General features: G+C 64.1%; 11 protein-coding genes. 5 read left to right on the top strand and 6 right to left on the bottom strand.

Features of this window, described 5'->3' with window-relative positions:
* Positions 1-5 precede the first annotated feature (5 nt).
* The 3 genes from AC0ZZU_RS21105 to pcaC are packed head-to-tail and all read left to right on the top strand — an operon-like array spanning position 6 to position 2575.
* Positions 6-1370 (top strand): 3-carboxy-cis,cis-muconate cycloisomerase, encoded by a 1365-nt coding sequence (locus AC0ZZU_RS21105; protein ID WP_476343231.1) that lies wholly within the window; start codon positions 6-8, stop codon positions 1368-1370.
* Positions 1371-1380: 10 nt separating this feature from the next.
* Positions 1381-2172 (top strand): 3-oxoadipate enol-lactonase, encoded by a 792-nt coding sequence (gene pcaD, locus AC0ZZU_RS21100; RefSeq protein ID WP_476343230.1) that lies wholly within the window; start codon positions 1381-1383, stop codon positions 2170-2172.
* 10 nt (positions 2173-2182) lie between these two features.
* Positions 2183-2575: a 4-carboxymuconolactone decarboxylase gene (gene pcaC / locus AC0ZZU_RS21095; RefSeq protein WP_476343229.1), complete on the top strand. Its 393-nt coding sequence runs from the start codon at positions 2183-2185 to the stop codon at positions 2573-2575.
* Between the two features lie 10 nt (positions 2576-2585).
* On the opposite strand, the gene AC0ZZU_RS21090 is transcribed toward pcaC, so the two are convergent.
* The 5 genes from AC0ZZU_RS21090 to AC0ZZU_RS21070 all read right to left on the bottom strand — a co-directional run bounded on the left by AC0ZZU_RS21090 (position 2586) and on the right by AC0ZZU_RS21070 (position 10082).
* Positions 2586-3095 (bottom strand): Mpo1 family 2-hydroxy fatty acid dioxygenase, encoded by a 510-nt coding sequence (locus AC0ZZU_RS21090; RefSeq protein ID WP_476343228.1) that lies wholly within the window; start codon positions 3093-3095, stop codon positions 2586-2588.
* A gap of 78 nt (positions 3096-3173) precedes the next feature.
* Entirely contained in the window at positions 3174-4148 is a 975-nt protein-coding gene (locus AC0ZZU_RS21085; protein ID WP_476343227.1) for a LysR family transcriptional regulator, read from the bottom strand.
* Positions 4149-4317: 169 nt separating this feature from the next.
* Positions 4318-5772 carry an AdeC/AdeK/OprM family multidrug efflux complex outer membrane factor gene (locus AC0ZZU_RS21080; protein ID WP_476343226.1) on the bottom strand — a complete coding sequence of 485 codons (1455 nt, stop codon included), beginning with the start codon at positions 5770-5772 and terminating at the stop codon, positions 4318-4320.
* Positions 5769-8921 (bottom strand): multidrug efflux RND transporter permease subunit TtgB, encoded by a 3153-nt coding sequence (ttgB, locus tag AC0ZZU_RS21075; protein WP_476343225.1) that lies wholly within the window; start codon positions 8919-8921, stop codon positions 5769-5771. The genes AC0ZZU_RS21080 and ttgB overlap by 4 nt, the downstream gene beginning before the upstream one ends.
* Positions 8922-8924: 3 nt before the next feature.
* Positions 8925-10082 (bottom strand): efflux RND transporter periplasmic adaptor subunit, encoded by a 1158-nt coding sequence (locus AC0ZZU_RS21070; protein WP_158459687.1) that lies wholly within the window; start codon positions 10080-10082, stop codon positions 8925-8927.
* A 258-nt stretch (positions 10083-10340) separates the two neighbouring features.
* Here AC0ZZU_RS21070 and AC0ZZU_RS21065 point away from each other — a divergent pair, with 258 nt between their 5' ends.
* Positions 10341-10973, top strand: coding sequence for a TetR family transcriptional regulator (locus tag AC0ZZU_RS21065; protein WP_476343224.1), 633 nt, complete (start codon positions 10341-10343; stop codon positions 10971-10973).
* A 38-nt stretch (positions 10974-11011) separates the two neighbouring features.
* Here AC0ZZU_RS21065 and AC0ZZU_RS21060 read toward each other — a convergent pair whose 3' ends face one another.
* Complete coding sequence (locus AC0ZZU_RS21060; RefSeq protein WP_476343223.1) at positions 11012-12466, bottom strand: MDR family MFS transporter; 1455 nt, start codon at positions 12464-12466, stop codon at positions 11012-11014.
* Positions 12467-12806: 340 nt separating this feature from the next.
* Between AC0ZZU_RS21060 and AC0ZZU_RS21055 the strand changes: the two genes are divergently transcribed.
* Complete coding sequence (locus tag AC0ZZU_RS21055; protein ID WP_476343222.1) at positions 12807-13676, top strand: isocitrate lyase/PEP mutase family protein; 870 nt, start codon at positions 12807-12809, stop codon at positions 13674-13676.
* Position 13677 lies beyond the last annotated feature (1 nt).

The following is a 13677-nucleotide window of genomic DNA, read 5'->3' as shown; positions in this document are numbered from 1 at the left end:
CTGCAATGACGCAACGCACCGACAACCAGTTGTTCGATGCCTACTTCACGTCGCCGGCCATGCGCGAGGTATTCTGCGACCATGGCCGCCTGCAGGGCATGCTCGATTTCGAGGCGGCCCTCGCGCGTGCCGAAGCCGATGCGGGCCTGGTGCCGCATGCGGCGGTGGCCGCCATCGAGGCTGGCTGCAAGGCGGAGCGCTACGACACCCGCGCCCTGGCCGAGTCCATCGCCATCGCCGGCAACTCGGCGATTCCGCTGGTCAAGGCGCTGGGCAAGGTCGTTGCCAGTGGTGTGCCGGAGGCAGAGCGTTACGTGCACTTGGGTGCAACCAGCCAGGACGCCATGGATACCGGACTGGTGCTCCAGTTGCGCGCCGCGCTGGACCTCATCGAGTCCGACCTGGCGCGTTTGGCCAACAGCCTCGCGCGCCAGGCGCTGCAGCATGCCGACACGCCGCTCGTAGGGCGGACCTGGCTGCAGCATGCTACCCCCGTGACACTGGGCATGAAGCTCGCCGGTACCCTTGGCGCGCTCACGCGACATCGCCAACGCTTGCACGAGCTTCGTCCCCGGCTGCTGTGCCTGCAGTTCGGCGGGGCCTCCGGTACGCTTGCCGCGCTCGGCAGCAAGGCGCTGCCGGTCGCCGAGGCCTTGGCCGGGCACCTGCAACTGAGCCTGCCAGAGCAGCCCTGGCACACCCAGCGCGATCGCCTGGTGGAATTCGCCTCTGTCCTTGGGCTCGTGGCCGGAACACTCGGCAAGCTGGGACGCGACCTCAGCCTGCTGATGCAGACCGAGGCCGGTGAGCTGTTCGAGCCCTCGGCGCCGGGCAAGGGCGGTTCATCGACCATGCCGCACAAGCGCAACCCGGTGGGCGCTGCGGTGCTCATCAGTGCCGCGACCCGCGTACCGGGTCTCCTGGCCACCCTGTTTGCCGCGATGCCCCAGGAGCACGAACGCAGCCTGGGCCTGTGGCATGCCGAGTGGGAAACCGTGCCGGAAATCTGCTGCCTGGTGTCCGGCGCGCTTCGCCAGTCGCAGATCATCGCAGACGGCCTGGAAGTGGATGCCGACCGCATGCGCCGCAACCTTGACCTGACCCAGGGCCTGGTACTGGCCGAGGCGGTGAGCATCGTCCTTGCCCAGCGCCTGGGCCGCGATCGCGCCCATCATCTGCTCGAACAATGCTGTCAGCGGGCCGTTGCCGAACATCGCCACCTGCGCGAGGTGCTCGCAGACGAGCCACAGGTGAGCGGCGAGCTGTCGGCGGACGAACTCGACCGCCTGCTCGACCCGTCCCATTACCTTGGCCAGGCCCGCGTCTGGGTGGCGCGTGCCGTGGCTGAACATCAACGATTCAATGCCTAAGGAGACCGCTGTGGCTCATTTGCAACTGGCCGATGGCGTACTGAACTACCAACTCGACGGCCCGGAGCATGCACCGGTGCTGGTGCTGTCCAACTCGCTCGGTACCGATCTGCACATGTGGGATACGCAAGTTGCGGCCTGGACCGCGCACTTCCGGGTGCTGCGCTATGACACTCGCGGCCATGGTAGCTCGCTGGTGACCGAAGGCCCGTACAGCATCGAGCAACTGGGCCGTGATGTGCTGGCGCTGCTGGACGCACTGAACATCCAGCAGGCGCATTTCTGCGGCCTGTCGATGGGCGGCCTGATCGGGCAGTGGCTGGGCATCAACGCAGGCGAGCGGATCAACCGCCTGGTGGTGTGCAACACCGCGGCCAAGATCGGCACGCCCGAGACCTGGAATCCGCGTATCGAAATGGTGCTGGAACAGGGCGCGCCGGCCATGCACGGCCTGCGCGATGCGTCCATCGAGCGCTGGTTCACCCCGGCATTCGCCTCGCTCCAGCCGGCACAAGTCACGCGCATCACCGACATGCTCGCCGCTACTTCGCCCGAGGGCTATGCCGCCAACTGCGGCGCCGTGCGCGATGCCGATTTCCGTGACCAGCTTGGCGAGATCAAGGTCCCGCTGCTGGTGATCTCGGGCAGCGCCGATGCGGTCACGCCGCCGTCGGGTGGGATGTTCATCCAGGAGCATGTGGTTGGTGCAGAGTATGCCGAGTTCCAGGCGGCGCACCTGTCCAACGTCGAGGTGGGCGAGCCGTTCAGCCGCCGCGTCGTCGATTTCCTGCTGGCCCGCTGAGGAGCACGCCATGGATGAAAAACAACGCTATGACGCGGGCATGCAAGTGCGCCGCGCCGTGCTCGGCGACGCCCATGTGGATCGCAGCCTGGAGAAGCTCAACGACTTCAACGGCGAATTCCAGGAGATGATCACCCGTCATGCCTGGGGCGACATCTGGACCCGCCCCGGGCTGCCCCGGCATACCCGCAGCCTGATCACCATCGCCATGCTGATCGGCATGAACCGCAACGACGAGCTCAAGCTGCACCTGCGGGCCGCCGCCAGCAATGGCGTGACGCGTGATGAAATCAAGGAAGTGCTGATGCAGAGCGCGATCTATTGCGGGATTCCGGCGGCCAATGCGACATTCCATCTGGCGGAGTCGGTGTGGGATGAGTTGGGGGTAGAGTCGCGGGGGTAGGCAAGACCCATTACGACAGCGTACGGGTCGGCCCGGCATTCGCCTCTACGGCTCGCTTCAACGCCGGGCACAGCCCCAGCAGGAACCCGGCCTCCGCCACTACGAACAATGGCCCGATGATCAGCCCGCTGATGTCATCCACGAAGGCTGGCTTGCGGCCTTCGTAGTAGTGACCGACAAACTGGATCGCCCATCCGGCGACGAAGGCCCCCAACCCGGCGCTCAGCCATAGCCCGGTATCCTGCATTGCCAGCCACTGGCCCGCCCACAGGCATAGCCCCAGCAGCAGGCCCATCACCAGCCCGAAACGGGCATCCAGACGCAGGTAGAACCAGGCTGACGCCGCTGCCACCAGCAGCGCCGGAGACAGCCACGCCCCGCCCACCTCCCAGCCAGGCCGCGACAGCAGGATGGCCACCGCCAGCACGATCAACGGGATCCCGACAAAGTGCGTGGCAATGTTGCGCGGGTCGCGGTGATAGGCCGCGTACTGGCTCAGGTGGTCGACGAGGCTTTTCATGGCGGATCCTCCAGGGGGCTTCGTGAGCATAGACCCTGGCCATCGCGTGGGTAACCACACGCCACCGATGCCTTGCCATCACCGCTGCAAATGTACGAACTCGCGAGTCCGGGCTTTTCTGGGGGAGGAGAGTGCCGGGATTGTCGGGCGATGCAGCGCGTCAAGGCTGACCAAGGTCTCGATCATCGCCCGGGCAGCAGGGGTAAGGCGATAGCCGCTGCGGCTGACGACACCGCACCGCACGCTCAGCACCTCAAGCCCGGGCGGCAGGTTGCGCCAGTGCAGACGCACCAGCCTGTCCGCGGCCAGGTCACCCGCCACGGCTTCTTCGCTGGCGCTACCAATGGCATTGCTGCCCAACACCACGCTGCGCAGGACCGGCAGGTGCTCGGTTTGCAGGTGTGGGGTGAAATCACTGAGCCCGCTCAGGTTGGCCAGGCGCTTGCGCACGATGGGAGGGAGCAGGGCGCAGGCCAGCGGGTAGGCGAAAAGGTCGTTTGTGGAGAGGCTGTCCTTGGCCAGCAGCGGATGCCCGGGACGGCAGAAGAACAGGCCGGGGCGGGGACTGAGCGGTGCAGTGTCGAAGTTCGGATCTGCCTCGAAGGCACGGATGTCGTCAACGAAGAATTCGATCTGCTCACGCCGCAGGGCCTGTCCGAGGTGCTCGGCATTGTCGACCTGCAGACGGGTGCGGATACCCGGATGGCGTTCGAGGAACTGGCCGAGGGCGTTGGGTACCAACTGCACGGCCAGGGCCGGTCCGCAGCCGAAGTGAAGTTCGCCAGCGTCGAGCTTGTTCATCTGCAGGACATCATTGCTCAGTTGCGCCGCCCCCAGGACCAGCCGCCGCGCATGCTGAAGGGCCATCTGACCTTCTGGCGTGGGTCGCAACGCCTTGCTGGCGCGATCCACCAGTACGCAGCCAAGTTCCTGCTCCAGGCCCTGGATCGCACGGCTGAACGCCGGTTGGGTAATACCCATGGCATCGGCAGCACGCACGAAGCTGCGGTACTCGGTCAAGGCAATCAAATAGCGCAGCTGACGAAGGTCCATGTCGAGGCTCTGCGGTTGGGGGCCTCGTTTTTAGCTTTTGCTGCATATTCCGTCAAAGAAGTTTAATTTTTATTATTAGGCTTTTTTTATATATGCATGACCCTACGGGGCCGCATCAGGCACAAAAAAGCCCACCGCGAGAGTGGGCTTTCATGCATCAGGCGATCAATCAGCTTTTCGGCGTTTCAACCGCAGCCTGCTGTTGCGCCTGGCCGGTGCGCTCATACCAGCCGCCACCAAGGGCCTTGTACAGGTTGACCTCGCTGGTGAGCTGAGACAGGCGGTCGCTGATCAGCGCCTGCTGTGCACTGAACAGGTTGCGCTGGGCGTCCAGGAAGGTCAGGTTGCTGTCGATGCCGATGCGATAGCGGCGCTCGGCCAGGCGGTAGTAGTCCTGGTTGGCGGCAACCAGGTCACGCTGGGCCTGAAGCTGTTCTTCGAACGTCTTGCGAGCGGCAAGGCCATCGGAGACTTCCTGGAAGGCGGTCTGGATGGTCTTCTCGTATTGCGCGACGTTGATGTCCTTCTGGATCTTCGAGTAGTCCAGGCTGGCGCGCAGGCTGCCGGCGGTGAAGATCGGCAGGTTGATCTGCGGCTGGAACAGCCAGGTACCCGATCCACCCTTGAACAGCCCATCCATGTCGGAGCTCAAGGTCCCGGCATTGGCGGTCAGGCTGATGCTCGGGAAGAAGGCGGCACGTGCGGCGCCGATGTTGGCGTTGGCGGCCTTGAGCTGGTGCTCGGCTTCGAGGATGTCCGGACGACGCTGCAACAGGTCCGATGGCAGGCCGGCCGGAATCTTGGCCAACTGGTCGGCATCAAGCTTGAGCGGCGCTGGCAGGTTGCCCGGCACGCCGGTGCCGAGCAGCACGGTCAGGCTGTTGAGGTCCTGGGCGACCAGGCGCTGGTACTGGGCCAGCTTGACCCGCGCGCCTTCGACGGCGGTGCGTGCCTGGCTCAGGTCCAGTGCCGAAGCAACCCCGACCTCGTTGCTTCGGCTGGTAAGCGAGTAGCTCTGCTCGTAGGTCTTGAGGGTTTCCTGGGTCAGCTTGAGCAAGGCCTGGTCGGCCTGCCAGGTGTAGTAGGCATTGGCAACGCTGGCCACCAGGCTGATCTGCGTGGAACGGCGCGCTTCCTCGCTGGACAGGTAGATCTCCAGGGCCTGCTCGCTCAGGCTGCGCACCCGGCCGAACAGGTCGAGCTCATAGGCGCTGACGCCCAGGGTGGCCGAGTACTGGCTGGTGATGCCTGACTGGCCCAGCTGGGACATGTCCGCCGGTACACGCTGGCGGCTGCCGCTGCCGGTGGCCGAGACCGCCGGGAACAGATCGGCCCGCTGGATGCGGTACTGAGCGCGGTAGGCGTCGATGTTCAGCGCCGCGACACGCAGGTCGCGGTTGTTGACCAGGGAGGTCTGGATCAGCTGCTGCAGCGCCGGGTCGTTGAAGAACTGGCGCCAGCCTTGCTCGGCGGCGGCGACATCGGCCGACTCGGCCGGCGAATACGCAGGGCCTTGCGGCCACTGCGCAGCCACCGGAGCGTCCGGGGTCTGGTAGTCGGGAATCAGCGAGCAGCCGCCCAGGATAAAGGCAGTGACCGCCAGGGTTAACAGGGACTTACTCATTGCCCAGCCTCATAGCGTGGAGTTTCAGGGGTGGCGTCGGGCTCCGGCTCTTTACGGCCGAACAGCGACGACACGCTAACGAAGAACAGCGGCACCCAGAAGATGGCCAGGACGGTTGCAGTGATCATACCGCCGATCACCCCGGTACCGATGGCGTGCTGGCTGCCTGAGCCTGCACCGGTGGCGATGGTCAACGGTACCACGCCAAGGATGAACGCCAGCGAGGTCATGATGATCGGGCGCAGACGCATGCGGCACGCCTCGATCGCCGCGTCGTACAGGCTGCGGCCTTGCTCGTGCAGCTCCTTGGCGAACTCGACGATCAGGATCGCGTTCTTCGCCGCAAGGCCGATGGTGGTCAGCAGGCCGACCAGGAAGTACACGTCGTTCGACAGCCCGCGCATGCTCGCCGCCATCAGCGCACCGATGATACCCAGCGGTACTACGAGCACGACCGCGATCGGAATCGACCAGCTTTCGTACAGCGCTGCAAGGCAGAGGAAGACGAACAGCAGCGACAGGGCAAACAGCGCCGGCATCTGCGAGCCGGAGAGTTTTTCCTCGTACGACATGCCGGTCCAGGCGTAGCCGATGCCGTCCGGCAGCTCGCCGGCGATGCGCTCGACTTCGGCCATGGCTTCACCGGTACTGTAGCCCGGCGCCGGGGCACCCAGGACTTCGACCGCTTCGACACCGTTGTAGCGCGAGAGCTTGGGCGAACCGAAGGTCCACTCGCCCTTGGCGAAGGACGAGAACGGCACCATCTCGCCAGCGCTGTTGCGCACGTACCATTTCTGCAGGTCTTCAGGGCTCATCCGGGCACTGGCTTCACCCTGGATGTAGACCTTCTTGACCCGGCCACGGTCGATGAAGTCGTTGACGTAGCTGCCACCCAGGGCGATCGACAGGGTGCTGTTGATTTCGGCGATGGTCACGCCCAGGGCACTCGCGCGCTCGTCGTCGACGGTCAGCTGGTACTGCGGTTCATCGTTCAGGCCGTTCGGGCGCACGCCTGCAAGGATCTTGCTTTGCGAGGCCTTGGCGAGGAACTCGTTGCGCGCCTCCATCAGCTTGTCGTGACCGACACCGGCGCGGTCCTGCAGGAACACGTCGAAGCCCGAGGCGTTACCCAGTTCCAGTACCGCTGGCGGGGCAAAGGCGAACACCATTGCATCGCGGAAGGTGAAGAAGTGCTGCTGCGCACGGGTCGCCAGGTTGAACACGCTGTTCTCGGAAGAGCGCTCGCCCCATGGCTTGAGCATGATGAACGCCATGCCCGAGCTCTGGCCACGGCCGGCAAAGTTGAAGCCGGTCACGGTGAACACCGACGACACCGTGTCGGATTCGTCCTTGAGCAGGTACTCGCGCATCTGGTCGACCACGGTCTGGGTACGCTCGGCACTGGAGCCGGCCGGGGTCTGCACCTGGGCGAAGAGGACGCCCTGGTCTTCTTCCGGCAGGAACGCGGTCGGAATGCGCATGAACAGCCAGATCATGCCGACGATGATCAGCGCATACGCCAGGAAGTACGGGATCTTGTTGCGCAGGATGCTGCCAACGCTGCGCTCGTAGCCCAGCACGCTGCGGTCGAAGCTGCGGTTGAACCAACCGAAGAAACCGCCCTTGGCCACATGGTGCTCGCCCTTTTTCAGCGGCTTTAGCATGGTTGCGCACAGCGCCGGGGTGAAGATCAGTGCCACCAGCACCGACAGGCCCATGGCCGAGACGATGGTGATGGAGAACTGCCGGTAGATCACGCCGGTGGAACCGCCGAAGAAGGCCATTGGCAGCAGTACCGCCGACAGCACCATGGCGATACCTACCAGCGCGCCCTGGATCTGCTCCATCGAACGCTTGGTCGCCTCCTTGGGCGGCAGCCCCTCCTCGGACATCACCCGCTCGACGTTTTCCACCACGACGATGGCGTCGTCCACCAGCAAGCCGATGGCGAGGACCATGGCGAACATGGTCAGGGTATTGATGCTGAAGCCCGCTGCGGCAAGGATGCCGAAGGTGCCGAGCAGTACGACCGGCACGGTCATGGTAGTGATGACGGTGGCGCGGAAGTTCTGCAGGAACAGGTACATCACCAGGAACACCAGTACGATCGCTTCGATCAGGGTGTGGATCACCCCGCTGATCGACTCGGTCACCACCGGAGTGGTGTCGTACGGGAACACGGCCTTCATGCCAGGCGGGAAGAACGGCTCCAGGTCGGCGATCGTCTGGCGCAATGCCTTGGCAGTGTCCAGGGCGTTGGCGCCAGTGGCCAGCTTGACCGCCAGGCCCGAGGCCGGCTTGCCGTTGAACTGTGCGCTTACCGCATAGTTTTCGCCGCCCAGGCCTACCTTGGCGACGTCACCCAAGCGGACCTGCGAACCGTCCTGGTTGACCTTGAGCAGGATCTTCTCGAACTGCTCGGCGGTCTGCAGGCGGGTCTTGCCGATGATGGTGGCGTTGAGCTGGTTGCCGGGCAGGGCCGGCAGGCCGCCGAGCTGGCCGGACGATACCTGTACGTTCTGCGCGGTGACCGCGGTGCGCACATCGACGGGAGTCAGCTGGAACTTGTTGAGCTTGGCCGGATCGAGCCAGATACGCATGGCGTACTGGGCGCCGAACACCTGGAAGTCACCCACGCCCGCGGTCCGTGAGACCGGATCCTGCATGTTCGAGACGATGTAGTTGGCCAGGTCGTCCTTGGTCATGCTGCCGTCTTCGGACACCAGGCCGATCACCATCAGGAAGTTCTTCACTGCCTTGGTGACGCGGATGCCCTGCTGCTGCACTTCTTGCGGCAGCAGCGGGGTGGCCAGGTTGAGCTTGTTCTGCACCTGGACCTGCGCGGTGTCAGGGTTGGTGCCCTGCTCGAAGGTGGCGGTGATGGTCATGCTGCCGTCGGAGTTGCTCTCCGACTGCACGTAGCGCAGGTTGTCGATACCGTTGAGCTGCTGCTCGATCACCTGCACCACGGTGTCCTGCACGGTCTGCGCCGAGGCGCCCGGGTAGGTCACGGCGATGGCGATGGCCGGCGGGGCGATGCTTGGGTACTGGTTGATCGGCAGCTTCAGGATCGACAAGGCGCCGACCAGCATGATCACCAGTGCGATCACCCACGCAAAGATCGGGCGATCGATAAAGAACTTCGACATGTCTTACTCCCCTTGGGCGTCTGCGTTTGCCGCTTCGGCCTGGGTCTGATTGCCCGGCTTCTTGACGTTGGTGGCCTCGCTGACCTTGACCTCGACGCCCGGACGGACGTATTGCAGGCCTTCGGTGATCAGGCGATCGCCAGGATTGAGGCCGTCCTCGATCAGCCAGTCGCTGCCCAGGGTCCGCGAGGCCTTGAGCTGACGCAGTTCGACCTTGTTCTCCTGGTTGACCACCATGGCGGTCGGCGTGCCCTTGAGGTCACGGGTCACGCCTTGCTGCGGTGCGAGGATCGCATTGGCGTTGACCCCGGCCTGCAGGCGGGCGTGCACGAACATGCCCGGCAGCAGGGTGTGATCGGGGTTCGGGAACACGGCACGCAGGGTGACGGAGCCGGTAGTTTCGTCCACCGACACTTCGGAGAATTCCAGGCGGCCTTCCTGGCCGAAGGCGCTGCCGTCTTCGAGCATCAGCTGGACCTTGGCCGCGTTGTCGCCGGCTTTCTGCAACTGGCCGCTTTCCAGGTCGCGGCGCAGCTTGAGCAGCTCGGCCGAAGACTGGGTCACGTCGACATAGATCGGGTCGAGCTGCTGGATGGTGGCCATGGCATTGCTCTGACCGTTGCTCACCAAGGCGCCTTCGGTCACCGCAGAACGGCCGATACGGCCGCTGATCGGCGCCATCACCTTGGTGTAGCGCAGGTCGATCTGCGCGCTCTTGAGCGAGGCGTCGGCCTGCAATCGTTTGGCATTGGCGTCGTCGTATTCCTGGCGGCTGACCGCCTGCTCGTCAATCAGCTGCTTGTAGCGGTCGGCCAGCGAGCGGGTTGCCTGCAGGTTGGCCTGGGCGTTGGCCAGGCTCGCCTCATAGACAGCCGGATCGATCTGGTAGAGCTGCTGGCCTGCCTTGACTTCGCTGCCTTCCTTGAACAGGCGCTTGAGAATGATGCCGTTGACCTGTGGCCGGACTTCGGCGACGCGGTAGGCGCTGGTGCGACCCGGCAGCTCGGAGGTCAGGGTGAAGGCCTGCGGTTGCAGGGTGACCACGCCGACCTGAGGAGCCTGCGCTGCTGGAGCAGCTGCTTCTTCTTTGTTACAGCCACTGAGCAGTGTTGCCAGGGCGACGGCGGAAACCAGGGCGGTAACGGCTGGCTTGAATTGCATGAGGATCCTCGGGTCGCAGAGAGCTAGGTGATGCTCGAGAGAAATGGAAGAGTCTTGTCAGGAAAAAACGCTGTCCGGTGGATTAATAGCTTACTAACGAATATACTTACATTCATGGTTGTTTGTAAATACCGGAGGGTAGTACTCAGCTACTGCCTTCGACTCGATTGAATCCCGGGAGGCGCCCTCGAAGAGGCAGCCCCCGCCCTGATTGCCGCGCGCAAACGAGCGCGTGGGCGTTGATGAGGTTGTACTGCCATGGTCCGTCGAACCAAAGAAGAAGCCCAGGAAACCCGCTGCCAGATCATCGAGGCGGCTGAGAAGGCCTTCTACAAGCGTGGAGTGGCGCGTACCACCCTGGCGGACATTGCCGAGCTCGCGGGCGTGACCCGTGGGGCGATCTACTGGCACTTCAACAACAAGGCCGAACTGGTCCAGGCCTTGCTCGACACCCTGCGAGAGAGCCTGGCGCCGTTGGCGCGCGCCAGTGAGAGCGAAGACGAGCTCGATCCGCTCGGCTGCATGCGCCAGCTGCTGGTCCACCTGATGCATCAGATGGTGCTTGACCCGCGCACGCGGCGTATCAATGAGATCATGCATCACAAGTGCGAGTTCACCGATGACATGTGTGAAATCCGCCAGCAGCGCCAGAGCTCGACGCTCGATTGCCACGCGGGCATCGCGTTGTCGTTGAGCAATGCAGTGCGCCGTGGCCAGCTGCCCGCCGACCTGGATGCCGACCGCGGCGCGGTGACCCTGTACGCCTACATAGACGGGTTGTTGGGACGGTGGCTGTTGCTGCCGGACAGTTTCGACCTGCTGCGCGACGCTGAAAAGTGGGCCGACGCAGGGCTCGATATGCTGCGCCTGAGTCCGGCCTTGCGCAAATAAGACTTTGTGAAGGTTTGTGAGGAAATCTTTCCTCCCCCCTATTGATGACCTCGCAGTTGCCGGTCTGGCATGAACACTGCGGCGCAAAGCCCAAGCAGTGCCACGCTGGCGCTGGCCAAGAGCAACTGTCGGAAAGTCTCCAGCAGGCGTGCCTGGCTCGCCACGTCCGGCTCGCCGGCTTGCAGGCTGCCCAGCAGCGGATTCCCATCGAGCTGCAGCCCGCCCTGATGCAACATCGCCAGCAGCAGGCTGGACATGCAGGCCACGCCCATCGCACCGCCCAGTGAGCGGAACAGATTGGTGGTGCTGGTGGCTACACCGATATCGCGTGCGTCCACCGCGCTCTGCGTGCCCACCAGCGAGGTAGGGAACTGCAGGCCGCCAGCGATCCCCGCCAACAGCATGAACACGCCACTGAGCAGGCCTGCCTGGGGCGGCGTGAGCGCCATGCCCAGGATGGCCAATGGCATCAATAGCGCGCCGGCCAGGATCTGCGGTTTGTAGCGGCCGGTCAGGGAGGTGAGGCGGCCGCCCGTGTAGGCGCCGATCGGCAGGCCCATGGCCAGGGGCAGCAGGTGCAGCGCTGCGGCATCGGCCCCTGCGCCGGTGATGCTCTGATAGCGCAGGGGCATCAGCATGGTCAGCGAGATCGCCTGGAAACTGGTGAAGAAGATCGCGCACCAGCACAGCACCGCCGCCCGGTTGCCGAACAGGTGCAGCGGCAGCAATGGCTCCACCGTGCGCCGCTCGTGCAGCACGAACAGCAGCAGTCCGGCCAGCGCGCAACTGCACAGCATGAGTACCGGCGTGGATTGCCAACTGCTGCCCTGGCCCACCAGGGTGATGCCCAGCATCAGGCTGCCCAGGCCCACTATCAGCAGCAACGCGCCAAGGTAGTCGACACGCGCCTGGCGCCGCGCCACCGGAAGACCGTCCAGCGCCTGCCTTGCCACCCACCAGGCGCACAGGCCCAATGGCAGGTTGATCCAGAACACCCAGCGCCAGGAAAGGTACTCGGTCAGCCAGCCGCCCAGCACCGGGCCGGCCACGCTGGCCAGCGCGTACATGCTGCTGAAATAGCCCTGGTAGCGTCCACGCTCCCGCGGCGGCACCAGATCGCCGATGATGGCCTGGCTCACCGACACCATTCCGCCCGCGCCGACGCCCTGCAGTACCCGCGCCAGTACCAGCTGCTCCATGTTCTGGGCCATGGCGCAGAACAGCGAGGCCAGCGTGAACAAGGCCGTGCCGGTCAGGATCATGCGACGCCGTCCATACAGGTCGCCCAGCTTGCCGTAGATGGGCACCGCCACGGTCATCGCGACCATGTAGCCGGAAATCACCCAGGCCAACAACCCCACGTCGTTGAACTGCGCGGAGATAGCCGGCATTGAGACGGCAACGATGGTCTGGTCCAGGGCGCCCAGGAAAATCGCCAGCATCAGGGCAATCAGGACGCTGCGCAGGACGGCAGGTGGCAATGCGGCGGTCACGGGTATTCCTTGTCACAAAAGCCGATAGTGTAGCGACTTTCAATAGCTTCCTATGTAAATCCTGCATCCCCTATGCCGGATCGGCATTAGCGCTTTCATCCCGAGCTGCATGGCCGCGTGATATCGTGACTGCGCTACAGAGGCTGATTCCCGTGCGCCGCACCAGCTTGGTGCGATATTTTGCCGCAGGATTTTCCGTCGCTGTTTCCCACACCTTTTATTCCTCTGCCTGCATGTCCAGCATGACCGCTCAACGTCGACGGTTAGAACAGGTCAGGTAGACCCGATCCAGGGGTCGGTAGTCAGCCAGTTCAAATTTCAAGATTATTGCGGAGTGATCATGCCCAAGGCTTCCCACCACGATTTGCGTATCGCCTTTCGCGAACTTCTGACTTCAGGTTCGTGCTATCACACCGCCTCGGTCTTCGACCCCATGTCCGCCCGTATTGCGGCGGACCTTGGCTTTGAAGTCGGTATCCTCGGTGGATCGGTTGCATCCTTGCAGGTCCTGGCCGCGCCTGATTTTGCGCTCATCACCTTGAGCGAGTTCGTCGAGCAGGCCACGCGGATCGGGCGAGTCGCGCAATTGCCGGTAATCGCCGACGCCGACCACGGCTACGGCAATGCCTTGAACGTCATGCGCACCGTGATCGAACTTGAACGTGCTGGCGTGGCCGCGCTGACTATCGAAGATACCCTGCTGCCTGCGCAGTTCGGCCGCAAGTCCACCGACCTGATTCCGGTCGAAGAGGGCGTCGGCAAGATCCGCGCGGCGTTGGAAGCACGTGTCGACTCGGCGCTCTCGATCATCGCGCGGACCAACGCCGGCGTGCTCACCACCGAGGAAATCATTGTTCGCACCCAGAGTTACCAGCGCGCGGGTGCCGACGGTATCTGCATGGTCGGGGTCAAGGACTTCGCGCAGCTGGAGCAGATCGCCGAGCACCTGACGGTGCCGCTGATGCTCGTGACCTATGGCAACCCCAATCTGCACGATGATGCCCGTCTCGCGCGTCTTGGCGTGCGCATTGCCGTAGATGGCCATGGTGCTTACTTTGCCGCGATCAAGGCCACCTATGACAGCCTCCGTGAACAGCGCCAGCTGCAGGACAAGTCCGCAGGCATGAACGCCACGGAACTGTCGCACACCTATACACAGCCTGAGGACTACATCCGCTGGGCGAAGGAATTCATGAGCGTCGAGGAGTGAC

Source organism: Pseudomonas sp. JE3303, from assembly GCF_056312565.1.
The sequence above is the reverse complement of the archived record's forward strand: the minus strand, read 5'-3'. Positions and strand labels throughout refer to the sequence as shown.